General features: G+C 66.0%; 21 protein-coding genes. 11 read left to right on the top strand and 10 right to left on the bottom strand.

The window, feature by feature from the left end; all coding sequences use genetic code 11:
• Positions 1–46: 46 nt before the first annotated feature.
• Genes QZH66_RS07265 through cutA form a run of 3 tightly spaced genes read right to left on the bottom strand, consistent with a single transcriptional unit; the run spans position 47 to position 3239 of the window.
• Positions 47–613 carry a TlpA disulfide reductase family protein gene (locus QZH66_RS07265; protein ID WP_305805280.1) on the bottom strand — a complete coding sequence of 189 codons (567 nt, stop codon included), beginning with the start codon at positions 611–613 and terminating at the stop codon, positions 47–49.
• Between the two features lies 1 nt (position 614).
• Positions 615–2915 (bottom strand): protein-disulfide reductase DsbD, encoded by a 2301-nt coding sequence (locus tag QZH66_RS07270; protein ID WP_305805281.1) that lies wholly within the window; start codon positions 2913–2915, stop codon positions 615–617.
• Positions 2916–3239 carry a divalent-cation tolerance protein CutA gene (gene cutA, locus QZH66_RS07275; RefSeq protein WP_305805282.1) on the bottom strand — a complete coding sequence of 108 codons (324 nt, stop codon included), beginning with the start codon at positions 3237–3239 and terminating at the stop codon, positions 2916–2918.
• Between the two features lie 308 nt (positions 3240–3547).
• Here cutA and QZH66_RS07280 point away from each other — a divergent pair, with 308 nt between their 5' ends.
• Both QZH66_RS07280 and groL read left to right on the top strand, forming a co-directional pair.
• The gene (locus QZH66_RS07280; RefSeq protein ID WP_305805283.1) at positions 3548–3835 is read left to right on the top strand and encodes a co-chaperone GroES; all 288 of its coding nucleotides are present in this window, start codon (positions 3548–3550) and stop codon (positions 3833–3835) included.
• A gap of 84 nt (positions 3836–3919) precedes the next feature.
• Positions 3920–5566 (top strand): chaperonin GroEL, encoded by a 1647-nt coding sequence (groL, locus tag QZH66_RS07285; RefSeq protein WP_305805284.1) that lies wholly within the window; start codon positions 3920–3922, stop codon positions 5564–5566.
• 98 nt (positions 5567–5664) lie between these two features.
• Here groL and trxC read toward each other — a convergent pair whose 3' ends face one another.
• Positions 5665–6111 (bottom strand): thioredoxin TrxC, encoded by a 447-nt coding sequence (gene trxC, locus QZH66_RS07290; protein WP_305805285.1) that lies wholly within the window; start codon positions 6109–6111, stop codon positions 5665–5667.
• Between the two features lie 274 nt (positions 6112–6385).
• On the opposite strand from trxC, the gene QZH66_RS07295 reads away from it, so the two are divergent.
• From QZH66_RS07295 to QZH66_RS07310, 4 genes are read left to right on the top strand one after another with little or no spacing between them, the layout of a single operon-like run.
• Entirely contained in the window at positions 6386–7051 is a 666-nt protein-coding gene (locus tag QZH66_RS07295; RefSeq protein WP_305805286.1) for a hypothetical protein, read from the top strand.
• A 33-nt stretch (positions 7052–7084) separates the two neighbouring features.
• Positions 7085–7303: a hypothetical protein gene (locus tag QZH66_RS07300; protein WP_305805287.1), complete on the top strand. Its 219-nt coding sequence runs from the start codon at positions 7085–7087 to the stop codon at positions 7301–7303.
• A 16-nt stretch (positions 7304–7319) separates the two neighbouring features.
• A complete protein-coding gene (locus QZH66_RS07305; RefSeq protein ID WP_305805288.1) occupies positions 7320–8393 on the top strand; it encodes a 3-deoxy-7-phosphoheptulonate synthase in 1074 nt (357 codons plus the stop codon).
• Positions 8390–8737: a GIY-YIG nuclease family protein gene (locus QZH66_RS07310; protein WP_305805289.1), complete on the top strand. Its 348-nt coding sequence runs from the start codon at positions 8390–8392 to the stop codon at positions 8735–8737. The genes QZH66_RS07305 and QZH66_RS07310 overlap by 4 nt, the downstream gene beginning before the upstream one ends.
• Positions 8738–8937: 200 nt before the next feature.
• Here the strand turns inward: QZH66_RS07310 and QZH66_RS07315 are convergent, their stop codons facing one another.
• Positions 8938–10452: an acetyl-CoA hydrolase/transferase family protein gene (locus tag QZH66_RS07315; protein ID WP_305805290.1), complete on the bottom strand. Its 1515-nt coding sequence runs from the start codon at positions 10450–10452 to the stop codon at positions 8938–8940.
• A gap of 291 nt (positions 10453–10743) precedes the next feature.
• Here QZH66_RS07315 and glnE point away from each other — a divergent pair, with 291 nt between their 5' ends.
• Positions 10744–13566: a bifunctional [glutamate--ammonia ligase]-adenylyl-L-tyrosine phosphorylase/[glutamate--ammonia-ligase] adenylyltransferase gene (glnE, locus tag QZH66_RS07320; RefSeq protein WP_305805291.1), complete on the top strand. Its 2823-nt coding sequence runs from the start codon at positions 10744–10746 to the stop codon at positions 13564–13566.
• 88 nt (positions 13567–13654) lie between these two features.
• On the opposite strand, the gene QZH66_RS07325 is transcribed toward glnE, so the two are convergent.
• Both QZH66_RS07325 and QZH66_RS07330 read right to left on the bottom strand, forming a co-directional pair.
• Complete coding sequence (locus QZH66_RS07325; RefSeq protein ID WP_305805292.1) at positions 13655–14212, bottom strand: queuosine precursor transporter; 558 nt, start codon at positions 14210–14212, stop codon at positions 13655–13657.
• A 156-nt stretch (positions 14213–14368) separates the two neighbouring features.
• On the bottom strand, positions 14369–15334 hold the full coding sequence (locus tag QZH66_RS07330) for a mitochondrial fission ELM1 family protein (protein WP_305805293.1): 966 nt from the start codon (positions 15332–15334) through the stop codon (positions 14369–14371).
• Between the two features lie 131 nt (positions 15335–15465).
• Here QZH66_RS07330 and QZH66_RS07335 point away from each other — a divergent pair, with 131 nt between their 5' ends.
• Positions 15466–16056 (top strand): malonic semialdehyde reductase, encoded by a 591-nt coding sequence (locus QZH66_RS07335; RefSeq protein WP_305805294.1) that lies wholly within the window; start codon positions 15466–15468, stop codon positions 16054–16056.
• A 90-nt stretch (positions 16057–16146) separates the two neighbouring features.
• Positions 16147–16839, top strand: a complete 693-nt coding sequence (locus QZH66_RS07340) for a YceI family protein (RefSeq protein ID WP_305805295.1) — start codon at positions 16147–16149, stop codon at positions 16837–16839.
• Positions 16840–16951: 112 nt separating this feature from the next.
• On the opposite strand, the gene QZH66_RS07345 is transcribed toward QZH66_RS07340, so the two are convergent.
• From QZH66_RS07345 to QZH66_RS07355, 3 genes are all read right to left on the bottom strand, one after another.
• Positions 16952–17278: an I78 family peptidase inhibitor gene (locus QZH66_RS07345; protein WP_305805296.1), complete on the bottom strand. Its 327-nt coding sequence runs from the start codon at positions 17276–17278 to the stop codon at positions 16952–16954.
• 71 nt (positions 17279–17349) lie between these two features.
• A complete protein-coding gene (locus tag QZH66_RS07350; protein ID WP_305805297.1) occupies positions 17350–18141 on the bottom strand; it encodes a siderophore-interacting protein in 792 nt (263 codons plus the stop codon).
• 97 nt (positions 18142–18238) lie between these two features.
• Entirely contained in the window at positions 18239–18748 is a 510-nt protein-coding gene (locus QZH66_RS07355) for a helix-turn-helix transcriptional regulator (protein WP_305805298.1), read from the bottom strand.
• A 411-nt stretch (positions 18749–19159) separates the two neighbouring features.
• On the opposite strand from QZH66_RS07355, the gene aceE reads away from it, so the two are divergent.
• The gene (gene aceE, locus QZH66_RS07360) at positions 19160–21847 is read left to right on the top strand and encodes a pyruvate dehydrogenase (acetyl-transferring), homodimeric type (RefSeq protein ID WP_305805299.1); all 2688 of its coding nucleotides are present in this window, start codon (positions 19160–19162) and stop codon (positions 21845–21847) included.
• A 156-nt stretch (positions 21848–22003) separates the two neighbouring features.
• Complete coding sequence (locus QZH66_RS07365) at positions 22004–23671, top strand: DUF262 domain-containing protein (protein ID WP_305805300.1); 1668 nt, start codon at positions 22004–22006, stop codon at positions 23669–23671.
• The last annotated feature ends 355 nt before the right edge of the window (positions 23672–24026 follow it).

A 24026-nucleotide genomic window follows, 5' to 3' on the forward strand; every position in this document is an offset into this window, starting at 1 on the left:
TTAATCGATTGTTTGAATTGTGCCGGGCGTCGCAACGCGATCGCGGCTACGGTGCCGGCTGCGCCCAGTGGTCCAGTTCGCCCGGCGCGAACGCCCCCAGCTTCTGCCGCACGATGCGGCCGTCGGCACCGACCAGCACGCTGTAGGGCAGCAGGCCGCGGGTATTGCCCAGCGCCACGCTGGCATCGGCCGGACCGGGCGTCTCGAGCACGACCGGATAATCCACCGGCACCTGCTGCAGGAATTCACGCACGGCCTCGGCGCTGTCCAGGGCCAGCCCAACCACCTGGATTCCGTTGTCGCCCTGTTGGGCGGAGAAGCGGGCAAGTTCCGGCATTTCCTCCACGCACGGGCCGCACCAGCTGGCCCACACATTGATCAACAGCGGACGCCCGGCAAACCGGCCCGGCAGCGCAAGGGGCGTGCCGTCCAGATCGGGCAGGGTCAGCGCCGGCATCGGCTCGCCCGGTTGGGCGGCGTGCACCGTCGGCATGCCGGCCGGTGCCGGCAGCGGGCTGCTGCGCCACGGCGGTTGCGACAGCCACAGGCCGGCGCCCAGTCCGGCGGCCGCGGCGAGCACCACCACCGTCCACAGCCTGCGTCCGCCCGCCATGTCAGCGCGCCGCGCGCAGCAGCGCGTCCTCGACGATGGCCTGGTTGAGCACCGTCGGCAGCACCTTGGGCGACGTGCCGGGGCCATACACCACATACAGCGGCACGCCGACCGCCTTGTGCTCTTCGAGGAAGGCGCTGATCTGCGGGTCGACGTTGGTCCAGTCGCCGCGCATATACACCGCATCGACCCGCTTGAGCGTGTCCTGGAAGGTGGCGCTGCCCAGCACGCTGCGCTCGTTGGCCTTGCAGGTCACACACCAGTCGGCGGTCATGTTGACGAACACCACGCGGTTGTCGGCGCGCAGCCGGTCCAGCATCTGCGGCGAATACAGCACCGCGCCTTCGCTGCCGCGGGCGCTGGGCGCTTCCAGCCGGGTGACGCCCCAGGCCGGCACCAGCGCCAGCGCGACCAGCACCGCGCCGAACAGCATGCCGGGACGCTGGTTGCGCCAGCGGCTGCGCTCGAAGCACCACAGGCCCAGTGCCAGCGCGGTGGCGCCGACCAGCAGCATCGCGATCGCATCCACGCCGCGCTGCTTGCCCAGCACCCACAGCAGCCAGATGGCGGTGAGGTACATCGGGAATGCCAGCACCTGTTTGAGTGTTTCCATCCACGCGCCCGGCTTGGGCAGGCGCCTGGCCAGCGCCGGCATGAAGCCGATCAGCAGGAACGGCAGCGCCAGTCCCAGCCCCAGCCCCAGGAACACCAGCATCGCCAGTGCCGCCGGCGCGGTGAAGGCGTACGCCAGTGCCGGACCCATGAACGGGGCGATGCACGGGCTGGCGACCACGCAGGCCAGTACTCCGGTGAAGAAGTCGCCGAGCGGACCGCTGCGGCCGGCCAGCGACTGGCCGACCCCGCCCAGGTTGCCGCCCAGGGTGAACACGCCCGACAGGCTCAGGCCCACGGCGAACATCAGGTACACCAGCGCGGCGATAAACCACGGCTGTTGCAACTGGAAGCCCCACCCGGCGGCCTGGCCGGCGGCACGCAGCGCGATCACCGCCGCGCCGATGGCGGTGAACGCCACCAGCACGCCAAGGGTGTACCAGAGCGCATGGCGGCGCGCGCGTTGCCGGCTTTCGCCACTCTGCGCCACGCCCAGCACCTTCAACGACAGGATCGGCAGCACGCACGGCATCAGGTTCAGCACCAGTCCGCCCAGCAGCGCCAGCAGCAGGATTGCCGGCAACGCCGGCTCCGGTTGCGCGGCCGGCGGCCGGCTGCGTTGGCCGTTGTCGGCTGCCGCATCGGCGGCCGGGTCCGGGGGCGCGCTGCTGCGGGTGATCAGCGGCTGCGCCGGTGCCGGCAGCACTGCGCCGGTGCTCCCGCGCTTGCCACTGGGCAGTGGTGGAATGACCAGCGAAGCCACCGTGGCTTCTTCCGTCGGCGACACCGTGCCCGCCGGCAGCGCCAGCTTCACCCGGCGCGTCATCGGCGGGTAGCAGATGCCATCGGTCTGGCAGCCCTGGAAGGTGGTCACCAGGGTGACGTCGCCGCCCTCGGCCCGTTCGCGGCGCAGCGGCAGCGGCACATCGACCTGGTCGAAATACACCACCACGTTGCCGAAATGCTCATCGCGATGCGAGCTGCCGGCGGGCCACTGCGGCTTGCCGGTGCGTATCCCGGACGCACCTTCCAGCGCGAACGAGCTGCGGTCGCGGTACAGGTAGTAGCCCGGCGCCGGCGAGAAACGCAGCAGCAGGCGGTTGCCGCCATCGGCGATCGCCTCGAAGCCGAACGCCTGGTCCGAGGGCAGCGGCAGGTTCTGGGTCGCCGCGGTACCGGGCAGGCGCAGGCCGCCGTTGTCGGTGCGCGCCAGCGGATTGAATGCCGCCGGCGCCACGCTGGCGCTGGCCATGGCCGGCGGCAGTTTCACTTCGACCATGCGCTTCTGTGGCGGATAGCACACCCCGGCATCGGCGCAGCCCTGGTAGCGCACTTCCAGCCTCAGCGTGCCGGCAGTGGCCGCGGCGGTGCCGGGCAACACCGCGGTGAGCTGGCGGTGATAGGTTTCGACGTCGCCGAAGAATTCGTCATGTTTCTTTTCGCCGCCCGGCAGCTGCAGCGCGCCGGCCTCGAATCCGGCCTCGACCCTGGCGCTGGTGCGATGGCGGTACAGGTAGTAGCCCGGGGCGATCTGCCACTGCAGTTCGATGCGGTCGCGGCTGGGCGCCTGGACCTGGAGCGCGAATGCCTGGTCCACCGGGAGCAGGTCTTTTTCATTGACCGCCAGTGCGGGCAGGGCGGTCGACGACAACAGGCAAAGGGCCGCAAAACGGCGCAACAGACTCTTCAATCAGGCTTCCTCGCGGGTTTGCACCCGTATCCAGTCCAGGTAGTCCGGCAAGCCGGCACTGGGGGAGATCGCCAGGATCTCCGGCAGGTCATAAGGGTGCTCGCGCCGGATCAGGGCACTGAGCGCGTCAAGGCGCGCTGCGGTGGTCTTGATCAGCAGTTGCACTTCGCTGGCCTGTTCGACCCGCCCTTCCCAGCGATACACAGACTGCATCGCGGGCAAAAGGTTCACGCAGGCCGCCAGCCGCCGCTCGACCAGGAGGCTGGCCAAGGCATGCGCGCTGTCGATATCCGGGCAGGTACAGAAAACAAGTCTCACATCCATGCCCGGTATTGTCGCAGAAGCGCCGTGGCCCCTTGCGCGGCGCCGGCGCCGATCGCGGCATCGGCTGGCCGGACTGGCCACGGCACGGGGGTCCATTTGCTGTGCCTGGCGCCGGCGGGCCGCAGCGGTGCGCGGCGGGTTGGCGCGGCGCGCTTTTTTGCTGTCCCCCTTGAAAGCCAGTGGCAGGGCCCCATCTCGGTGCCGAGCCCGCTTGTCGGGCCTTTTTACGCGTGATGCCTGAACCGCTTGCACAGGGCCGGGCCATCACCGGCCTTTTCCAGACCAATCAATAACTTAAGAGGTCTCTCATGAACATCAAGCCGCTGCACGACCGCGTTGTGGTCAAGCCGATCGAAGCCGACGAAATTTCCGCCGGTGGCATCGTGATCCCGGATTCGGCCAAGGAAAAGTCCACCAAGGGCGAAATCGTCGCCGTGGGCCCGGGCAAGCCGCTGGACAACGGCACGGTACGTGCGCCGTCGCTGAAGGTCGGTGACAAGGTCATCTACGGCCAGTACGCCGGCAGCAGCTACAAGGCTGAAGGCGTCGAGTACAAGGTGCTGCGCGAAGACGACATCCTCGCCATCGTTGGCTGAGCAACCGCGCAACCTGTTCAATCCTAGACCCCACTCAAATCAAAGCAGCCGGGCATCGCCTGGCTCTACACAGAGGTAACAGCAATGGCTGCCAAAGATATCCGTTTCGGTGAAGACGCCCGCTCCAAGATGGTGCGTGGTGTCAACGTTCTGGCCAATGCCGTCAAGGCCACCCTCGGCCCGAAGGGCCGCAACGTCGTGCTCGAGAAGAGCTTCGGCGCCCCGACCATCACCAAGGACGGCGTCTCCGTCGCCAAGGAAATCGAACTGGCCGACAAGTTCGAGAACATGGGCGCGCAGATGGTGAAGGAAGTCGCTTCGCGCACCAACGATGACGCCGGTGATGGCACCACCACCGCCACCGTGCTGGCCCAGGCGCTGATCCGCGAAGGTTCCAAGGCCGTCGCTGCCGGCATGAACCCGATGGACCTCAAGCGCGGCATCGACAAGGCCGTTGTGGCCGCGGTCGCCGAGCTGAAGAAGATCTCCAAGCCGACCACCGACGACAAGGCGATCGCCCAGGTCGGCACCATCTCGGCCAACTCGGACGAGTCGATCGGCAACATCATTGCCGAAGCGATGCAGAAGGTCGGCAAGGAAGGCGTGATCACCGTCGAGGAAGGCTCGGGTCTGGACAACGAGCTGGACGTGGTCGAGGGCATGCAGTTCGACCGCGGCTACCTGTCGCCGTACTTCATCAACAACCAGCAGAGCCAGTCGGCCGATCTGGATGACCCGTTCATCCTGCTGCACGACAAGAAGATCTCCAACGTGCGTGACCTGCTGCCGGTGCTGGAAGGCGTGGCCAAGGCCGGCAAGCCGCTGCTGATCGTCGCCGAGGAAGTCGAAGGCGAAGCGCTGGCGACCCTGGTGGTCAACACCATCCGCGGCATCGTCAAGGTCGTGGCCGTCAAGGCTCCGGGCTTCGGCGACCGTCGCAAGGCGATGCTGGAAGACATGGCCGTGCTGACCGGCGGCACCGTGATCTCCGAGGAAGTGGGTCTGGCGCTGGAGAAGGCGACCATCAAGGACCTGGGCCGCGCCAAGAAGGTGCAGGTTTCCAAGGAAAACACCACGATCATCGACGGCGCCGGTGACGCTGCAGGCATCCAGGCCCGCGTCGCCCAGATCAAGACCCAGATCGAAGACACCTCGTCGGATTACGACCGCGAGAAGCTGCAGGAGCGCGTGGCCAAGCTGGCCGGCGGCGTTGCGGTGATCAAGGTCGGCGCGTCGACCGAGATCGAGATGAAGGAAAAGAAGGCCCGCGTTGAAGACGCCCTGCACGCCACGCGCGCAGCCGTCGAGGAAGGCGTGGTCCCGGGCGGCGGTGTGGCCCTGGTGCGTGCCCTGGCCGCCGTTGGCGAGCTGAAGGGCATCAACGAAGACCAGACCCACGGCATCCAGATCGCCCTGCGCGCGATGGAAGCCCCGCTGCGCGAGATCGTGGCCAATGCCGGCGAAGAGCCGTCCGTGATCCTGAACAAGGTCAAGGAAGGCACCGGCAACTACGGCTACAACGCCGCCAACGGCGAGTTCGGCGACATGATCGAATTCGGCATCCTGGATCCGACCAAGGTGACCCGTTCGGCGCTGCAGAACGCCGCCTCGATCGCCGGCCTGATGATCACCACCGAAGCCATGATCGCCGAAGCGCCGAAGAAGGATGAGCCGGCCATGGGCGGTGGCGGCATGGGCGGTATGGGTGGCATGGGCGGCATGGATTTCTGATCCAGCCCCTCGCAAGCTGCTGTATGCGACACGGAAAACCCCGCCGCGAGGCGGGGTTTTTCTTTGTCCGGAGCATCGCTGCGCTACCGCCCCGCATTTCAACGTGGCAGGTGCTGGCGCGCCCACTGCACGATTGCCGTAACCGGCATCGCCCCGGACTGGCGGGCCAGTTCACGCCCGCGCTGGAGCAGCACCAGCGTCGGGATGCTGCGGATGGCAAAGCGCGCCGCGAGCGCGGACTCCGCTTCGGTGTCGAGCTTGCCCAGCCGGAGCGCCGGCTCCAGTTGTGCGGCGGCCTGGGCAAACGCCGGCGCCATCTGCAGGCACGGGCCGCACCAGCCGGCCCAGAAATCGACCAGCAGCGGGATATCCGAGCGGCTGGCATGCGCGTCGAAATTGCCGGCATCCAGCGTCAGCGGTGCCCCGTTGAAAAGGGGGCGGTGGCAGCGGCCGCAGCCGGGTTGCTGGTCCAGCCGCGCCGCCGGCAGCCGGTTGACGGCATGGCAGGACGGACAGGCCAGATGCAGTGGCGACGCAGCGTTCATGCAGGTGTCTCGATGGGGAATCTGCGACCCAAGATACGCCGCGCTGGCGGGCTTTTCAGCGCCGCCGCTGCCCTGCCGTGGCCTCCCCGCCTCCACAGGCAGCGCTTGGCCAGGCCGGCCGCAACGGCGCCGCAGGCGCGGCTTGCAGCGCCTGCAGGCGGCAGCGCAAGGCACAGGCGGGCGCGACGTTCCACCATCAAGAAGTCCTGGCCGCCGCCGCTACCGGATCGGGCCGCACGGCCTGCTTTCCTCAAACCCTCACGGAAGTGTCTGCATGTTCAACCCTGCTCTGCTCGCCCTGGCGCTCGCGCTGCCTGCCACTGTGTTGGCTCCGTCCGCGATGGCGGCCGCCTTCGATGACCTCAGTGTCGGCGTCGGCGTTTCCACCCTGGGCTATGGCGTCGATCTGAATTCGCAGTTCAGTGAGCGTTTCTCCGCCAGCGCCGGCTACAACGCTTTCAGCATCGGTGGCGACGAAGACACCGATGACGTCCGCTACCAGGGGGATCTGAAGTTCAACAACGCCACCGTGAAGCTCAGCTGGCACCCGCTGGCCGGCGGCTTCCAGGTGTCGGCCGGTGTGGTGGTTGGCGACATCCGCGCGGCCGTCACCGGTTCGCCGCGTGCCGGGGGTGTCTACGAATTCAACGGGGTGCAGTACACCGCCGCCGATGTCGGCCAGCTGCGCGGCCGGGTGGAAATCAAGGACACGGTGGCGCCGTATCTGGGGCTGGGCTACCGCTCGCGCGGTGCGGGCCTGGGCTTCTTTGCCGAGATCGGGGTGATCTCGGCCAAGACCGCGGTGCAGCTGTCGGCCACCGGTCTGGCGGCCGATCCGCAGTTCCAGCAGAACCTGGAACAGGAGCGTCGCCAGCTGCAGGACAAGGCCGATCTGAGCCTGTATCCGGTACTGGGGATGGGCCTGACCTACCGTTTCTGATCGGGGTTTTCCAGCATCCGCGGCGATGGCACGTTGCAGCTGAAACTGTCGCACTGCACAAAAAACCGTGTTATCAATGCCACCCATGAACGCAGCACGCACCGGCTTTTACTTCTGGTATTACTTTCCCAAGCCGCCGGCGGAGGAAGGACTGCGTTCACCCTGAAGAAAATTTCAGATGCATTCCCGAAAAGCCGCCAGCGCAAACTGGCGGCTTTTTTGCTGCCGCCCACTGCCTGGGGCAAACCCTGAAACTGGAGAAGCCCGCATGCCCCCGCATACCGATGATCTGCGTATCCGCAAGATCGAACCGCTGGTTCCGCCGTCACAGCTGCAATCGATGCTCCCTTGCGACGAGCAGGCCTCGGCTGTCGTGTCCGCCTCGCGCGCGGCGCTGCACGGCATCCTGCATGGCCACGACGACCGTCTGGCCGTGGTGATCGGCCCGTGTTCAATCCACGACCCGGTGGCGGCGATGGAATACGCCCAACGCCTGCGCCCGCTGCGCGCTGCGTTGGCCGGCGAGCTGGAAATCGTCATGCGCGTGTATTTCGAAAAGCCGCGCACGACGGTGGGCTGGAAGGGGCTGATCAACGATCCGGACCTGGATGGCAGCTTCAACATCAACAAGGGCCTGCGCCTGGCGCGCGGGCTGCTGCGCGATATCAACATGCTTGGACTGCCGGCCGGGGTGGAATTCCTCGACCTCATCTCGCCGCAGTACATCGCCGACCTGGTGGCGTGGGGCGCGATTGGCGCACGCACCACCGAAAGCCAGATCCACCGTGAACTGGCCTCCGGGCTTTCCTGCCCGGTCGGTTTCAAGAACGGCACCGGCGGTGACATCAAGATCGCGGTCGATGCGGTCGGCGCGGCCTCGCATCCGCATCATTTCCTGGCGGTGACCAAGGAGGGACAGACCGCCGTGGCCGCCACCGCCGGCAATCCGGATTGCCATGTGATCCTGCGCGGCGGGAACACCCCGAACTACGATGCGGCCAGTATCGAGGCGGCCAGCCAGGTGCTGCGCAACTCCGGCCTGGCGCCGCGGCTGATGGTCGATGCCAGCCACGCCAACAGCAGCAAGAACCCGGAGAACCAGCCGCAGGTGATCGAAGACATCGCCGCGCAGCTGGAGGCCGGCGAGCAGCGCATTGTCGGGGTGATGGTGGAAAGCCATCTGGTGGCCGGGCGCCAGGACCTGGTCGAAGGCCAGCCGTTGACCTACGGCCAGAGCATCACCGATGGCTGCCTCGGCTGGGAGGCGTCGGTGCAGGGGCTGGAGCGGCTGGCCGAAGCGGTGCGGGCGCGGCGGCGGGCGCAACTGGAAGCCGCCGCATGAGCCGTTGCGTGACGGCGTTGTCGCCGCCACGGCAAGCGTGCGATCACGCGGCGGTGACGGGCGCGGCAGCAGCCGAACGCTGGTGCCTGTACCTGCTCGAGTGCCGCAACGGCAGCTATTACACGGGGATCACCAACGATCTGCCGGCGCGCTTCCTGGCCCACAGCCAGGGGCGCGGCGCGCGTTACACCCGCGCCAATCCGCCGGTCCGGATACTGGCCTTCCGCCCGTATCCGGATCGCGCCAGCGCCTCGCGGGCCGAGTGGCAGCTCAAGCAGCTGCCACGCGCGCGCAAGCTGGCATGGCTGCAACAAGCAGACGATCACGCTGTGGCCCGGCGGTGACCGCGCTGGCGCCCGGCGTCCGCGGCAACCCGCCCGCTTAGTGCTGATCCGCATGCGACCGGTGCCGGTGCATGCACCTGTCGTGAAGCTGGTGCATGCACCCCGGAAGATCGTGATGCGGCTTGCAATCCCGGCCGGTCGCCCAACGCACCCGCCCGGCGTCGGCCGGGCGGGTGCTGTTGCGCAGGCGGGTTCCCTAATCAGGCTTTCATGCTGCCGCTGTCGAGCCAGCGCTGGTGCCAGGACAGCGCTTCGGGCAGCAGGTGCGGGGTGTGCTTGCCGTAGCTGTCGCGACTGGCGCGGTCGAAGTAATCGTTGAGCTGGTCGCGGAAATCCGGATGCGCGCAGTTGTCGATCAGCACGCGCGCGCGCCTGCGCGGTGGCAGCCCGCGCAGGTCGGCCAGGCCCTGTTCGGTGACGATGATCGAGACATCGTGCTCGGTGTGGTCGACATGGCTGACCATCGGCACGATCGCCGAGATGGTGCCGTTCTTGGCGGTGGACGGGCTCAGGAACGTGGACAAAAAGCCGTTGCGGGCGAAGTCGCCGGAGCCGCCGATGCCATTCATGATGCGGCTGCCCATGATGTGGGTCGAATTGACGTTGCCGTAGATATCGACCTCGATCATGCCGTTCATGCCGATGCAACCGAGGCGCCGCACCAGTTCCGGATGGTTGGAGATCTCCTGGGTGCGCATGATGATGCGCTCGCGGTAGAAATCGATATCGCGCTTGAACTCCTCGTTGGCTTCCGGGCTCAGCGCAAAACCGGTGCACGAGGCGTAGCCGAGCACGCCGGATTTGAGCAGGTCCAGCATGCCGTCCTGGATCACCTCGGTGAAGGCGCTCAGATCCCGGAAGCCGCTCTTGGCCAGTCCGGCCAATACCGCATTGGGAATGTTGCCCACGCCCGACTGCAGCGGCAGCAGGTTGGCCGGCAACCGGCCCTTGGCCACTTCGTGCTTGAGGAAGTCGATCAGATGCGCGGCGATCAGCTCGCTGTTGCGGTCGATCGGATTGAACGGGCTGTTGCGGTCCGGGCTGTTGGTGCGCACCACGGCGACGATCTTGTCCGGGTCGCAGCGCAGCGCGGTCTCGCCGATGCGGTCGTTGCCGTTGACCAGCGGAATCGGCTTGCGGTGCGGCGGCAGCGCGGTGCCGTAATAGATGTCGTGCATGCCGTCCACGCCGGCCGGCTGCCACTCGTTGACCTCGATGATCACCTTGCTGGCCAGGTCCAGCCAGGTCTTGTTGTTGCCGACCGAGGTGGAAGGCACCAGCGCGCCGTCTTCGCGGATGGCCGAAACCTCGATCACCGCGGTATCGATCGCACCATAGAAGCCGAACCAGACGTGCTGGGCGACATGGCTGAGATGGATGTCGATGTAGTCCAGCTTGCCTTCGTTGATCCGCTTGCGGGTATCCGGGTCACTCTGGAACGGCATGCGCATGGCGATGCCGTCGGCCTTGGCCAGCGCGCCATCCAGTTCCGGGGCGGTCGAGGCGCCGGTCAGCAGCTTGATCTGGAACGGCAGGCCCTGGGCATGGACCTGTTCGATGCGCTGGGCCAGTGCCATCGGCACCGCCTTGGGGTAGCCGGAACCGGTGAAACCACTCATGGCGACCGTTTCGCCCGGCTGGATCAGTGCGGCAGCGGCCTCGGCAGAGACCACGCGGTCACGCAACCGCGTGTCGAGAATGCGTTCAACAGACATGATGACCAGTTTTTTGCGGGGGTATCGGCGGATTATCGCGGATCGGGGCAGGGCGTGTGGTCCGACCTTGGTGGGATGGCGCTGGCCGCGGCGGCTTCTGTACTGGCGGGTATTGTTTTGCAGTGCAGCGTGCAAGTTTTTCGTGAAGCCCGCAGGATCGCCACGCATCCCGACGTGGGGGAGGGAGCAAGGCCCGCTGGCAGTCCGCTGCCAGCGGGCTTTTTTTTGTCTGCAATTCCAGCCCGGCACCGGAGGTGCCCGCGGCCGCGGCCGGGATGCCAGAATCGCGGCATGCCTACGTTCCCGTTGACCATTCCTGAACCCGTTCTTTCCGTGGTGGACCGGGCACTGGCCCGCCTGCGGCTGGCGCTGCCGGAGCCGGCGCAATGGCCGGCCTCGGCCCGGTTCGAGTCGACATTGCGCCAGCTCGCCATCGCCAGCGACTTCGCCATCGACACCCTGTGCCGGCAGCCCGCGTTGCTGGCGCTGCTGGCACAGCCCGATCCAGCCCCGGTGCCGGCGCCGGTGCTCGACCCGCTGCAGCCCAGCGCCTGGCCGACCCAGCTGCGCCGTTACCGCGCCGCGGCCTCGACCCGGCTGATCTGGCGCGATCTCAGCGGCCAGGACGATGTCGAAGCCACCCTGGCCGGCACCACGCGGCTGGCCGAGGAGTGCCTGCAGCTGGGGCTGGCCGCGCTGGAGCAGGAGTTTGCCGGCCGCCACGGCGTGGTGCGCAGCGCTGGGGGGGAAGCGCAGCGGCTGGTGGTGTTCGGGCTGGGCAAGCTCGGCGGCAGCGAGCTGAATTTCTCCTCGGATGTCGACCTGGTCTATGCCTATCCGCAAGGAGGGGAGTCCGATGGCGCGCGTCCGCTGGCGGCCGAGGAGTATTTCGCCCGGCTCGGCCAGCGCCTGGCGCGGTTGCTGGACGAGACCACCGTCGACGGCTTCTGCCACCGCGTCGATCTGCGCCTGCGCCCGTTCGGCAATGCCGGCCGGGTGGCGCTGTCGTTTGCCGGCATGGACCAGTACTTCCAGCGCGAAGGCCGCGACTGGGAGCGTTACGCCTGGCTCAAGGCGCGCGCGGTGGCCGGGGATATCGCCGCGGGCGAGGCGTGGCTGCAGACCCTGCGGCCGTTCGTCTATCGCCGCTATCTGGATTACAGCGCGCTCGACGGCCTGCGCGAGATGAAGGCGGCCATTGCCGCCGAGGTCGCGCGCAAGGACATGTTCGATGACATCAAGCGCGGCCCCGGCGGCATCCGCGAGATCGAGTTCCTCGCCCAGGCGTTGCAGTTGATCCGCGGTGGCCGCGAGCCGGCGCTGCGCGAACGCCGCCTGTTGCCGGCGCTGCGCGCGCTGACCGTGGCCGGGCAGATGACCGCGGGCGATGCGCAGGACCTGCGCGCGGCCTACCGCTTCCTGCGCCGGCTGGAAAACCGCCTGCAGATGCTGCGCGATGCGCAGACCCATTCGTTGCCGGCCGCGCCGCTGGATCGCACGCGGATCGCACTCGGTCTGGGCTATCCGCAGTGGCAGGACCTGCAGCAGGCGCTGCAGGTGCAGCGCGACCGCGTCAGCACCGAATTTGCCGCGTTGCTGGCGCCGCGCCGCGGCCAGGCGGCGCCGTCCGAGCTGTCCAGCTACTGGCGCGGGTTGCCGCGCGGCGGCAGTGCCGAGGTGCTGGCCGAGGCCGGGTTTGCCGATGCGCACAGCGCCGACCAGTGGCTGCGGGAATTCGCGCAATCGTCCGGGGTGAAGTCGCTTTCCGACCACGCCCGCGCGCGGCTGGACCGGGTATTGCCGGCGCTGCTGCACGCCGCCACCCGCTCGCCGCAGCCCGACGCCGCGCTGCGCCGGGTGCTGGCGCTGCTGCAGTCGATCCTGCGCCGCACCAGCTATCTGGCGCTGCTGGACGAACAGCCCAGCGCGCTGACCCGGCTGGTCAATGTGCTGGCACGCAGCGCGCTGCTGTCCGAACGGCTGGTGGCCTATCCGCTGTTGCTGGACGAACTGCTCGATATCCGTGTGGCCGGGCCGATGCCCGAGGTCGAGGACATGCACAGCGCCTGCGCCGCGGCGCTGGCCATCGACGATCCGGAGGTGGCGCTGCGCAGCCTCAACGAGACCCGCCTGGCCCTGAGTTTCCGCATGGCGCTGGCGTTCCACGACGGCCGCCAGCGCGCGGTGGATTGCACCCGGCAGCTGGCACAGCTGGCCGATGCGGTGGTGATGACGGTGCTGCAGCTGGCGCGCGCCGATCTGGTCGCCGCGCATGGCGAGGTGCCGGGCGGGCGGTTTGCGATCATCGGCTACGGCAGCCTCGGCGGGCTGGAACTGGGGTTCGGCTCGGATCTGGATCTGGTGTTCCTGTACGACCATCCGGCCGGGGCGGACGCCAGCAACGGCGCCCGGCCGCTGGAGAGCAGCCGCTGGTATGCGCGCCTGGCACAGAAGGTGATGGCACTGCTGGCGGCGGTGACCGCGGCCGGGCGGCTGTACGACATCGATGTGCGGCTGCGCCCGGATGGCGGCAAGGGCGCGCTGGTGTCGTCGCTGGCCAGCTACACCGAGTACCAGCGCGAGCGCGCGTGGACCTGGGAGCACCAGGCGCTGGTGCGCGCGCGCGGCATCGCCGGCGATGCCGGATTGCTGGCCGCGTTCGAACAGGTGCGCGCCAGCACCCTCGGCCGCGAACGCGATCCGGCCGTCCTGTATGCGGACGTACTGAAAATGCGCGGGCGCATGCGTGCCGAGCTCGACCGCAGCGATGCGGCGCGGGTGGACCTGAAGCAGGGCGCCGGCGGGCTGGTGGATCTGGAATTCGTGCTGCAGACCGGGGTGCTGGCGCAATCGTCGCGCCATCCGCAGCTGCACGCGCCGCGCGAAACCCCGCGCCTGATCGATGCGCTGGCGGCCACCGGCTGGTTGTCCGCCGACACGGCGCAGGCCGTGCACGAAGCCCATGCGGTCCTGCTCGACGCGGGATTGTCCTGCACCCTGGACCGGCGCCCGCGCATCACCGCACCGACGCCGCAGATCGAAGCGGCATGCGCCGCCATCACCGCCGCCGCCATCGAGCAGGGCCTGCCATTCGAAGCGGACGGGCGCCGCTGAACGGGATAGCAGCGACATCAGCCGTGACGGTGGTTTTTTGGGGGAACGCCCCGGCGCGGTTTACGCCGCTCCAACGCTGCAAGCGCTCCTAGATCCGCGCCGGCGCCATCTTCCACAGCAGCGCCCGGAACGGGACCAGCAGGCACACGCCGATGGCCAGCTTCACCGCCAGGTCGCCGAACGCCCAGCTGATCCAGGGCAGCGCCGACCCGGTGAAGGCGATGGACCAGAAAATGGCCGTATCCACGGTCGCGCTGCAGGTGGTGGCCACCATGGGCGCACGCCACCAGTTGCCGGCACGCAGGCGGTCGAACACGGTGATGTCCAGCAGCTGGGCGGTGATGAAGGCCAGGCACGAGGCCGCCGCGATGCGCGGGCTGGCAATCCATATCGACAGCACCACCGCCAGCGCAAACCCGGCCCACGCCACCCGGCGCGCGGCCTGCGGACCGAAGCGGCGGTTGATCAGGTTGCTGACCAGGAACGCGACCGGATAGCTGAAGGCGCCCCAGGTCAGCCAGTCGTTGAGCGGGTACTGCACCAGCACGTTGGAGGCCAGCACCACCGCGCCCATGGCCAGCACGGCCAGCATCAGCGAAGTGGAAGTCAGCGGGGCAAAACGGACGGAGGCGGAAGGCTGGGACATGGCGGACGGCACGCAACAGGCGACAACGCCTGGGGCGCTGCAGGGAACAGGGAAGCAAAGGCGGCCGTGCCGGAACCGGCAGGCGCAACGGGCGGCCATTGTAGCCGCGCCGGCTTTACCGTCCTTCACCGGACCGCAAAGGGCGGGCAGGCTCCTTCACAGGCCGAGCCGCGCCTTGACCTCGGCGGCGATCCGCGGGGTTTCGCGCAGCGGTTCGATGCCGGTGTCGGCAGGCGTGGCCTCCAGCCCGTCGAGCAGCCGGCCGCGTTCGCGCAATGCGTGCTGGAAACGGGCCAGCCGGGCCTTGGCGCGGTGCCCGAGCAGCACCGCCACCGGCACGCGGGTGGCGCAGGCTTCGGACAGCAGGTTGACCGAATCCGGGGTGCAGACCACGCGATCGGCCCAGCCCAGCAGGCCGGCATAGGGATTGGTGCCGTCGCCGCCGTCGCTCCAAATCACGCCGGGCACGTCATCGAAGGCTTTCAGCAGCGCCGCCGCCACCGCTGCCGGGGTGCGCCGCGAGGTGGTGGCCAGCACGCTGCCGCCGCTGGCGCGGATCTGTGCGGCCAGCTGCCGGAACAGCGGCACGATTTCCTGCTGCCGCCACGGCGCGTGCTCGGTCGGCCCGCCCACCAGCAGCGCCGTGCGGGGACCGGGCAATTGTTCGAAGCTGGAAAACGCGGCGCGGCCCAGTGCCAGCCATTCGTCGGTGACCGGGTGCAGGCTGCCGAGCAGGGTCAGCACGTTGCTGCCGCGCAGGCGGTCATGTTCGGGCACCACCACCAGATCCCAGTGGCGGGCCGGCAGCCGCGGGTCGAGGATCTGCACCGTGCGGGTGCCGTGCGCGCGCAACAGGCGCAACGCGGCTGCGGCCTGGCGACCGCAGCCGATGGCCAGCGCCGGCGGTTCGGCGATCAGGGCGGAAAATTTCTCGCCATAGCCGCGTTGCATGCCCGGCAGGCAGCGCGGCGCCAGCCAGCGCCACGGCGCTTGCGGTTCCAGTTGCAGCCGGCGTTGGCCGCCCAGCTGCAGTGCCGACGCCAACGCCACGGCCTGGCGGACGTTGCCGGCGCGGCCGTCGGTGATCGTCCAGGGAAGACTCGATCGTTTCGCGTATGGCATTAATTCGTTTCAGAAAGGCCGGGTGTTGCAACAGTTGCGACACTCTACACTGCGTGCATTCGCTGCCGCGCCATTGTCCGGGGCTTTGTGGGACAACGCCACGGCAGCATTCATTCCAGCAGGGAGATTCCATGTCCGACGTGTTCACCGATGCCGCGCTTGACCAGCTGTTCCGCACCGCCCGCACCCAGAATGCGTTCCAGCCCCGGGCGGTCGAAGACAGCCAGCTGCGCGCGCTGTACGAGCTGCTGAAGTGGGGCCCGACCGCGGCCAATTCGACCCCGGCGCGCTTCGTGTTCGTGAAGTCGGCCGCCGCCAAGCAGAAACTGGCCCCGGCGCTGAGCGAAGGCAACCACGACAAGACCCTGGCCGCGCCGGTGAACGTGATCGTCGCCTATGACGAGGACTTCCACGAAAAGCTGCCCTACCTGTTTCCGCACACCGACGCCAAGAGCTGGTTCGACGGCCCGCGCGAAGGCCGCCACGTGTCGGCGTTCCGCAACGGCACCCTGCAGGGCGCCTACCTGATGATGGCCGCCCGCTCGCTGGGCCTGGATGTCGGGCCGATGTCCGGGTTCGACAACGCCAAGGTCGATGCCGCGTTCTTTGCCGGTACCCACATCAAGTCCAATTTCCTGGTCAACCTGGGTTACGGCGATCCCGCCGGCCTGTTCCCGCGCCTGCCGCGGCTGTCGTTCGACGAAGCCGCCCGCATCGAATAAGCGGCCCGGTATCGCCCCCGGACCGTCACACTTTTTGACGCCGGGCACTTCCAAGCTGGATCCCGTCCGTTCCCTTCAAGGAAAACCACCATGACCGCTTCTGCCCGATTGCTGCTGCCGCTGGCCCTTGCGGTGGCCATCACCGGCTGTTCCCAGCCGACGTCCGTTGCCACCGAAGACGACACCACCGCGCCCACCGTCTCCACCCCGGCCGATGAAGTGGCGGTGGAAGAACATGCCCTGGGCGAGGTCATCCATCCGGCTTCCGGCACCTACACCCTGGACCCGGCCCACACCGTGGTGCTGGCGCAGTGGAACCACATGGGCTACTCCAACCCGAGCGCGCACTTCGGCAACGTTACCGGCACCCTGGTGTACGACGACGCCGACGTCAGCAAGTCCAGCGTGCAGGTCACGCTGCCGCTGTCGGGCCTGAGCGGCTTCAGCGACAAGTTCGACGAGCACCTGCGCGGGGTCGACTTCTTCGACGCCGCCAAGTTCCCGGTGGCCAGCTTCAAGAGCACCAGGGTCGTGTCCACCGGCATCAACACGCTGGATGTCACCGGTGATCTGACCATCAAGGACATCACCCACCCGGTGACCTTGGCGGTGATCCTCAATGGCGCCGGCGAGCACCCGATGTCCAAGGCGCCGTCGATCGGCTTCGATGCCACCGCGCGGATCAAGCGCAGCGATTTCGGCGTCGGCGCCTATGCGCCCAAGGTCAGTGACGAGGTCAACCTGCACATCACCACCGAAGCGTCGATTGCGAAGGCGCCGTAACCGGCCGTGGGCGATTGCGCCTGCCGCGTTGTGGCAATGCAAAGGCCCGCCAATGGCGGGCCTTTTCTGTATTCCGTCAATGGCCGCCGCACGGTGGCGCGCGGCATGGCGACTACTCGCAGCGCGCCGCGGTGATGATGTTGTCGCCATCGAGAAACACGCGCAGGCGATCTTGGCGGTGATCGCGGCTGACGATGCTGGCCGGGCCGATCGGATTGACCAGTCCGGCCCCGCTCTGGCGCGCGAGCTTGCGCATGTTGGCCTCGGTGCCGGGCTGGCCCACGGCCCATTGCAGCTGCGCATCATCGCAGCGGCCATCGCCGGCGATGGTCGGCCCGGGCGTGCTCAGGCAACCGCCCAGTCCGGTGGCCAGCAGGCCACTGGCGAGCAGCACGCGCGCACCGGAAAACAGCGGACGACAGCAGGATGCAGGCAACATGGCGGTTTCCGGAAGAGCGGTGCGGCGAGCATAGCAGCCCGCCGTTGCGGCGCTTTTGACGGTGTGCCCGCTTACTCGGCATCCTCCGGATGCGCCTTCCAGTAGCCGGTGGCGCGGATCCAGTCCTCCGGCACCTGCAGGTGGCCTTCGATGAATTTGCGCATCATCCGCGCCCGCCGCGATTCGCAGGCGATCCAGTAGAACGTGTCGCCGTCGGGCTGCTCGAAGTCCACCAGCGCATCTTCCAGCAAGGTGCTGCTGGCCGCGTCGAAGCCGTTGCGCTCGAACCACGCCACCGTCACCTGTGCGTCGCTGTCCAGCGGCTGGCGATCACCTTCCTCCGGAATCTCGATGAACACCTCGGCCAACGCGTGTCCGCGCAGTTCTTCCAGGCGCCGGGCGATGGCCGGCAGCGCGGTTTCATCGCCGATCAGCACATAGGTGTCGAAGTCGTCGGCGATCACGTGCGAGCCGCGCGGCCCGGCCACCACCAGCGCATCGCCGGGCTGGGCGTTGCTGGCCCAGGTCGCGGCCGCGCCGTCGCCGTGCAGCACGAAATCCAGCACCAGCTCGCCGGCCTGCGCGTCGTAGAAGCGCGGCGTGTAGTCGCGGGCCGGCGAGGGCTGCTGGCCCTCGGGATAGCGCGCGCCCTGTCCGGTCACGTCCGGCAGCACGAACACGCCGTCGGCATTGGGGAAAAACAGCTTCACGTGGTCATCCGGCGCCGCGCTTTCAAAGCCGGCCAGCGCATCGCCGCCAACGATGATGCGCTGCATGTTCGGGGTCAGGCGTTCGCTGCGCACCACCTGCAGTTGGCGGAAGTGCACAGCGCGGCGGAGGGTGCGGGTTTCATGCAAGGACATGGGGGATACCTGGGGTCGGTCAGATGACGCAGCGCGTCGGGATGACCTGGCTGGATCGCTCTGGCTGGGTCGTGGGGTAACGGTAGATCAGGGAACGTCATCGTCTTTGGAGGGCAGGTGCCGCACGAGTTCGGCGGCCTGCGCCAGCCGCTGTGCGACGCGTGTTACCTCGGCGTCCTGCCAGCGGCTGTTGCGCAGCATCAGGGAATGGGTGAGCTGCTGCATCGCCTCGCGCACCGGCGGCGGCAGATCGACCTTGAAGAGGGTGCGCGCTGTGCCGGGTGCGCCGCAGCGCGGCCTGCACCTGGTCGTCGCGCAGTTTCAGCCCGGCACGGCCGGCGGCGGTGATGCGGCAGCGCTTGCGCCCGGCATCGTCCTGCGCCACGGCCCAGCCGTCGGCCTCGAACTGCGCCAGCAGCGGATACACCGAACCGGCGCTGGGCGTGTACCGGCGCACGAACATCCCGCTGATGCACTGGATCAGCTCATAGCCGTGGCGCGGTTGCGCGCCGATCAGCGACAGCAGCAACAGGCGCAGGTCGCCGCGGCCCAGGGGACGTGGCAAGACGCGGCGGCGGGGGGCGGTGACAACATGGTCGGATTTCATATCGATATATCGGATTATCAAAGAGATATGGCGAAACCATCCAGCCAACAAGCGCGTTCTCCGATGAATGCGGCCCAGGCACGCAGGGGCGCGCGACCAGCCCGCACGCCCCGCGGCAGGGGCCGCAACCGCCATCGGCCCCGGCAATTGCCACGGCCGTCATCGCCGTGACCCGCCGCCATACCGGTGCCATCGCCTGCGCGGCGCCGGATATGCAGCTGCAGTACGGTGCCGGACTGTCCTGTGTGTCTCCGCCTGCACGCTGCCGCTGTCGCGGTGATGTCTGCCGGACACCGGCCTTTGGTGCGCCATACCGCTGCGTAGCCAGCTTTGTAAAGGGCCGGGTGCGCTACAATTCAGGGCTCAAAATTAAAACAAGCGCGCGCGTGCGTGCAGTAACTGGGAGCGCCAATGAACTGGTTGAATGAAGTGCTGAACAACGACCCGAACCCCCTGGAAACCCAGGAGTGGATCGAGTCGTTGAAGGCCGTTATCGATGTCGAGGGCCCCGAGCGCGCACATCAACTGCTGGAAGGCATGGTCGAACTGACCCGGCGCTCAGGCGCCTATCTGCCTTTCTCTCCCACCACCGAATACGTCAACACCATCGCCCCGCAGCTGGAGGCCAAGAGCCCCGGCAACGCCGAGCTGGAATGGCGCATCCGCTCGATCATCCGCTGGAACGCGATGGCCACCGTGGTGCGCGCCAACCGCAAGCCGGGCGATCTGGGCGGCCACATCGCCTCGTTCGCGTCGGGCGCCACGCTGTATGACGTGGGCTTCAACCACTTCTGGCGCGCGCCCAGCGACACCCATCCGGGCGATCTGCTGTTCATCCAGGGCCACAGCGCGCCGGGCATCTACGCCCGTTCGTTCCTGGAAGGCCGCATCAGCGAAGAACAGCTGGACAAGTTCCGCATGGAAGTCGATGGCGGCGGCCTGTCCTCCTATCCGCACCCGTGGCTGATGCCCGATTACTGGCAGACCCCGACCGTGTCGATGGGCCTGGGTCCGCTGGCGGCGATCTACCAGGCGCAGTTCCTGAAGTACCTGGAAAACCGCGGCCTGATCGAGAAGTCCGACCGCAAGGTGTGGTGCTTCATCGGCGACGGCGAGAGTGACGAGCCGGAAACCCTGGGCGCGATCGCCCTGGCCGGGCGCGAAGGCCTGGACAACCTGATCTTCGTGGTCAACTGCAACCTGCAGCGCCTGGACGGCCCGGTGCGCGGCAACGGCAAGATCATCCAGGAACTGGAAGGCGTGTTCCGTGGCGGTGGCTGGAACGTCATCAAGCTGCTGTGGGGCTCGTACTGGGATCCGCTTCTGGCCAAGGACACCAACGGCACCCTCAAGAAATTGATGATGGAAACCGTCGATGGCGAATACCAGAACTGCAAGGCCTTCGGCGGCGCCTATACCCGGGAGCATTTCTTCGGCAAGTACGAGGAAACCCGCGCCATGGTCGCCAGCCTGTCCGACGACGACATCTGGCGCCTGAACCGTGGCGGCCACGATCCGCACAAGGTCTACGCCGCCTACCACCAGGCCGTGAACACCCAGGGCATGCCCACCGTGATCCTGGCCAAGACGGTCAAGGGCTACGGCATGGGTTCGGCTGGCGAGTCGCTCAACCCGACCCACCAGACCAAGAAGCTGGACGACGAGGCGGTCAAGCACTTCCGCGACCGCTTCAACATCCCGGTCACCGACGCGCAGCTGGAAGACGGCCAGGTGCCGTTCTACCACCCGGGTCCGGATTCGCCGGAAGTGCAGTACCTGCAGGAGCGTCGCGCCTCGCTCGGCGGCTACCTGCCGCAGCGCCGGCAGAAGGCCAGCAAGTCCTTCATCGCCCCGAAGCTGGAAACCTACGAGCGCCTGCTCAAGGAATCGGGCGAGCGCAGCTACTCCACCACCATGGCCTTCGTGCAGACGCTCAACATCAGCCTGCGCGACAAGGAGCTGGGCCCGCACCTGGTGCCGATCGTCGCCGACGAAGCGCGCACCTTCGGTATGGAAGGCCTGTTCCGCCAGATCGGCATCTACGCCCCGTACGGCCAGAAGTACAAGCCGGTCGATGCCGACCAGCTGATGTACTACCGTGAGGACCAGTCCGGCCAGGTGCTGCAGCAGGGCATCAGCGAGCCGGGCGCCATCGCCTCGTGGATGGCCGCCGGTACCAGCTACTCGGTCTCCAACGTGCCGATGCTGCCGTTCTACATCTACTACTCGATGTTCGGCTTCCAGCGCGTGGGCGACCTCGCCTGGCAGGCGGCGGACATGCGTACCCGCGGCTTCCTGCTCGGCGGCACCGCCGGCCGCACCACGCTCAACGGCGAAGGCCTGCAGCACGAAGACGGCTTCAGCCACATCGTCGCCGGCGGCATCCCCAACGTGCGCAGCTACGACCCCACCTTCGGTTACGAAGTCACCGTCATCCTCCAGCACGGCACCAAGGCCATGATGGAAGACCAGGTGGACGAGTACTACTACATCACCCTGATGAACGAGAACTACACCCACCCGGGCATGCCCGAAGGTGCAGCCGAGGGCATCATCAAGGGCATGTACCTGCTCACCGACGCCGGCAAGCCCAAGAAGGGCGAGCTGCGCGTGCAGCTGCTGGGCAGCGGCACCATCCTGCGTGAAGCCATCGCCGCGGCCGAGCTGCTGGACAAGGACTTCGGCGTCACCGCCGACATCTGGTCCTGCCCCAGCTTCAACGAACTGCGCCGTGACGGTTTCGACGCCGAGCGCTGGAACCGCCTGCATCCGGAGGATGAACCGCGCAAGCCGTACATCACCGGCCTGCTGGAAGGCCGCCAAGGCCCGGTCATCGCCGCCACCGACTACGTGCGTGCGTTTGCCGACCAGGTGCGCGCCTTCATCCCGGCGACCTACTCGGTACTGGGCACCGACGGCTTCGGCCGCTCCGATACCCGCGCCAACCTGCGCCGTTTCTTCGAAGTGGACCGGTATTACATCGCCCACGCCGCCATCGCCGCGTTGGCGAAGGACGGCAAGATGACCGCCAAGGACGTCGCCCGGGCCATCAAGCAGTACGGGATTGATCCGGAGAAGGCGAACCCTGTCGGGGTTTGATCTTTAGGTTAAACATGTCAAACAAAAAGGCGGCCAATTGGCCGCCTTTTCTTTGCACAAAGGTGCGGGATCTGGCAGATGGATTGATATTTTCTAGGTAGACTTCTGAGCGAGATAGCCTGTGATGTACAGGCAAAAACATTGGGGAGAAGACGTATGGAAGCGGCACCAGTCAATATCATTCAATATTTCGATGGGTCAAAGCAGGGCGTTATCCCTTTATTTCAGCGGCCTTATTCTTGGGAGGCCAAAGATTGGGGCGTGCTCTGGGCTGATCTGATAGCGCAGTACGAAGAAGACGATCGCTCTTCACACTTCATGGGTGCTGTAGTTACTGTTCCAGTGAAATCAGTTCCTGTTGGAGTTGGTAAGCACCTGGTAATTGATGGGCAGCAGCGGCTGACTACAATTTCTATCTTGCTCGCTGCTATCAGAGATAAGGCGGAAAGTGAGGGGGATTTGCCAACAGCTGGAATTATTGGCGATTTTCTTATTAATCGACACTACTCCTCGCCCGATGATCTGAAGCTTGTTCCCACTCAAGTCGACCGAGCGGCTTACAACGCAGTTGTCTATCGAAAGGATTTGGTTTCCTTTGAGGAAACTCGCATTGTTCAGGCTTACCACTATTTCTCTCGAAAGCTTGGAGATGCTGATGACGAAGGGCAGCTGATTCGTGCGGCTCAAGTACTTCAGGCCATCCAGCAAAGCTTGCAAGTGGTAATGATTAATCTCGGTGAGGCTGATGATCCATATTTGATTTTTGAGAGCTTGAACCACAAAGGAAAGCCTCTCAATCAAGCGGATCTGGTCAGGAATTACGTTCTTATGCGGTTCCAGCACTCCACTTCCGCTGGGGGCGATCAGGAGCTTGCATACGAAGATCTTTGGCGACCGATGGAGTCAGCTTTAGATGCGAGTCTTCCAGAGTTTTTGCGTCACTACGGAATGAGGCTCGGTCGAAATGTGCGCAAAGGGGATATTTATACGGCCTGCAAAGTCGAATTTGAGCGGCTGGTTGAGGTGGAGAATGTTAGGCAAAGATTGACCCAGATGAAGCGTGCCGCTGCGAACTACGAGAAATTTATTCGTCCCGATGAAGAAGTTCGGGTGAGCTTGAGTAGTGGGCTTCGGGCGATTCAAGAATTGGACTCGACGGTGTTCTATCCGTTGTTGCTGCGGCTTTATACATTTTTAGATGAGCAAGTGATTACGGTTGAAGATCTCATGCTTGCCTTGGATACATTGGAGTCATTCTATGTACGGCGCGCCGTCTGCGGTGTTCCAACGAACGCTCTTAATAAGATGACGCTTGAATTGTGCTCGAATCTTCCGGATCAATTGCCGCATTTATGGCTGCGTGATCGCCTTGCAGCCGGCGCAGGCGGACGCCGCTGGCCAACGGATGAAGAATTTTCCGAGGCTCTCGTAATTCAGAAGATCTATCCGCGGCGTAAGTTGGCGCGTTACATGCTCGAAGCGTTGGAGCTTGCGCATGATCATAAAGAGGCCGTGGACGCATCGACGGCCACAATGGAACATATTCTTCCGCAGACGCTTTCTGCGGCTTGGATTGACCAACTTGGTAGTGGTCATGCTGTTATACATGACAAATGGCTGGATACACTCGGTAATCTGACGCTTACTGGGTACAATTCAGAGCTTGGAAATTCTCCTTTTGCCGAAAAAAAGGGAAAGCTAGCGAATACCCATTTCGAACTTAGTCGTGACATTATCTCTCAAGGTGTTTGGGGTGCGACTGAAATAGAGGCTCGCGGTAGGCGTCTTTCAAATATGGCATTGCAGCGTTGGGCGCGCGATTAGAGGGGCAGTAAATAACGGGGTCTAAATAACGGGGTCAGGTTCACTTAAGTGGCCTGGCCTTTTTGTTTGTGTGGTCGATGGGCGGGCCGGGTGCCGGCGAAGCGCTCAAAACAGGGGTCAGAGACAATTAAATAAACCCCTGGCTAAAAACAGGGGTCAGAGACAATTAAATAAACCCCTGGCCGCGGTCCTCTGATGTTGGGTTTTCTTCGGGCTGCTTTCTGGGTCTTCCCACTTTTGGAAAAACAGGGGTCAGAGACAATTAAATGAGCTCCTGGCCGCGGTTCTCTAACGCTGGGTTTTCTTGAGGCTGCTTTCTGGGTCTTCCCACTTTTCGTGGAGTAATACTGCGCCC

Origin of the sequence: Stenotrophomonas sp. YIM B06876 (genome assembly GCF_030711595.1) — a bacterium.
Classification (GTDB): domain Bacteria; phylum Pseudomonadota; class Gammaproteobacteria; order Xanthomonadales; family Xanthomonadaceae; genus Stenotrophomonas.

Bases quoted from the DNA above. Each gene is read 5' to 3' on its own strand.
- QZH66_RS07310 (WP_305805289.1), top strand. From the start codon at position 8,390: ATGAGCCGTTGCGTGACGGCGTTGTCGCCGCCACGGCAAGCGTGCGAT.
- QZH66_RS07345 (WP_305805296.1), bottom strand. From the start codon at position 17,278: ATGTTGCCTGCATCCTGCTGTCGTCCGCTGTTTTCCGGTGCGCGCGTG.
- trxC (WP_305805285.1), bottom strand. From the start codon at position 6,111: ATGAACGCTGCGTCGCCACTGCATCTGGCCTGTCCGTCCTGCCATGCC.
- QZH66_RS07335 (WP_305805294.1), top strand. From the start codon at position 15,466: ATGTCCGACGTGTTCACCGATGCCGCGCTTGACCAGCTGTTCCGCACC.
- groL (WP_305805284.1), top strand. From the start codon at position 3,920: ATGGCTGCCAAAGATATCCGTTTCGGTGAAGACGCCCGCTCCAAGATG.
- QZH66_RS07280 (WP_305805283.1), top strand. From the start codon at position 3,548: ATGAACATCAAGCCGCTGCACGACCGCGTTGTGGTCAAGCCGATCGAA.
- QZH66_RS07265 (WP_305805280.1), bottom strand. From the start codon at position 613: ATGGCGGGCGGACGCAGGCTGTGGACGGTGGTGGTGCTCGCCGCGGCC.
- QZH66_RS07355 (WP_305805298.1), bottom strand. From the start codon at position 18,748: ATGAAATCCGACCATGTTGTCACCGCCCCCCGCCGCCGCGTCTTGCCA.
- QZH66_RS07325 (WP_305805292.1), bottom strand. From the start codon at position 14,212: ATGTCCCAGCCTTCCGCCTCCGTCCGTTTTGCCCCGCTGACTTCCACT.
- QZH66_RS07330 (WP_305805293.1), bottom strand. From the start codon at position 15,334: ATGCCATACGCGAAACGATCGAGTCTTCCCTGGACGATCACCGACGGC.
- QZH66_RS07305 (WP_305805288.1), top strand. From the start codon at position 7,320: ATGCCCCCGCATACCGATGATCTGCGTATCCGCAAGATCGAACCGCTG.
- QZH66_RS07340 (WP_305805295.1), top strand. From the start codon at position 16,147: ATGACCGCTTCTGCCCGATTGCTGCTGCCGCTGGCCCTTGCGGTGGCC.
- QZH66_RS07295 (WP_305805286.1), top strand. From the start codon at position 6,386: ATGTTCAACCCTGCTCTGCTCGCCCTGGCGCTCGCGCTGCCTGCCACT.
- QZH66_RS07315 (WP_305805290.1), bottom strand. From the start codon at position 10,452: ATGTCTGTTGAACGCATTCTCGACACGCGGTTGCGTGACCGCGTGGTC.
- aceE (WP_305805299.1), top strand. From the start codon at position 19,160: ATGAACTGGTTGAATGAAGTGCTGAACAACGACCCGAACCCCCTGGAA.
- QZH66_RS07365 (WP_305805300.1), top strand. From the start codon at position 22,004: ATGGAAGCGGCACCAGTCAATATCATTCAATATTTCGATGGGTCAAAG.
- glnE (WP_305805291.1), top strand. From the start codon at position 10,744: ATGCCTACGTTCCCGTTGACCATTCCTGAACCCGTTCTTTCCGTGGTG.
- cutA (WP_305805282.1), bottom strand. From the start codon at position 3,239: ATGGATGTGAGACTTGTTTTCTGTACCTGCCCGGATATCGACAGCGCG.
- QZH66_RS07350 (WP_305805297.1), bottom strand. From the start codon at position 18,141: ATGTCCTTGCATGAAACCCGCACCCTCCGCCGCGCTGTGCACTTCCGC.